Origin of the sequence: Streptomyces sp. NPDC012935 (assembly GCF_042900345.1) — a bacterium.
GTDB lineage: Bacteria > Actinomycetota > Actinomycetes > Streptomycetales > Streptomycetaceae > Streptomyces.
Genome location: NZ_JBIBBC010000127.1, coordinates 1 through 1,025, shown reverse-complemented (window position 1 = coordinate 1,025; position 1,025 = coordinate 1). Strand labels below are relative to the sequence as shown.

The window sequence follows — 1,025 nt, the reverse complement described above, 5'->3', positions numbered from 1 at the left end:
CGGATCACCACCACCGAGGCGAAGGCCCGCCGTCTGCGGCCGTACGCCGAGCGTCTGATCACCAAGGCGAAGAAGGGCGACCTTCACAACCGCCGTCAGGTGCTCCAGGTCATCACGGACAAGGGCATCGTCCACACGCTCTTCACCGAGATCGGCCCGCGGTACGAGAACCGTCCGGGTGGCTACACCCGGATCACCAAGGTCGGTAACCGCCGTGGCGACAACGCGCCCATGGCTGTCATCGAGCTGGTCGAGGCGCTGACGGTCGCCCAGGAGGCCACCGGTGAGGCCGAGGCCGCCACCAAGCGTGCCGCCAAGGACGCCGACGCCGCCGAGACCAAGGTCGACACGACCAAGGCCGACGAGGCTCCCGCCGAGGAGTCGAAGGACGCCTAGTCCGGGGCTGTTCGATCGCGGGTCCGTCCCTTCCGGGGGGCGGGCCCGCTTTCGTGTCGCTGAGAGGATCTACGGGTGAGTGACGAAGTGGAACCCGGGTACGTACGGCTGCGCCTCGATCTGTCGTACGACGGCACCGAGTTCTCCGGGTGGGCCAAGCAGGCCGGCGGGCGGCGGACCGTGCAGGGGGAGATCGAGGACGCGCTGCGGACCGTCACCCGGTCCGGGGGCACCACGTACGAGCTGACCGTCGCGGGGCGGACGGACGCCGGGGTGCACGCGCGCGGGCAGGTCGCGCACGTGGATCTGCCGCGCGCGGTGTGGGCCGAGCACAGCGAGAAGCTGCTCAAGCGGCTCGCCGGGCGGCTGCCCAGGGACGTGCGCGTGTGGGCGCTGCGCGAGGCGCCCGCCGGGTTCAACGCCCGGTTCTCCGCGGTGTGGCGGCGGTACGCCTACCGCGTGACCGACAACCCCGGGGGCGTCGATCCGCTGCTGCGCAACCACGTCCTGTGGCACGACTGGCCGCTCGACGTGGACGCCATGAACGAGGCGGCCCAAGGGCTCCTCGGGGAGCACGACTTCGCCGCCTACTGCAAGAAGCGGGAGGGCGCGACGACCATCCGCACTCT

At 71.1% G+C, this 1,025-nt stretch carries 2 protein-coding genes; both read left to right on the top strand.

Going from position 1 to position 1,025, the window contains the following annotated elements; genetic code table 11:
• On the top strand, positions 1–396 hold a 396-nt coding region (gene rplQ, locus ACFY5C_RS42065; RefSeq protein ID WP_389455392.1), incomplete at its 5' end, for a 50S ribosomal protein L17.
• A 75-nt stretch (positions 397–471) separates the two neighbouring features.
• Positions 472–1,025: tRNA pseudouridine synthase A (locus tag ACFY5C_RS42060; protein ID WP_389455390.1), on the top strand; the 554-nt coding region annotated here is incomplete at its 3' end.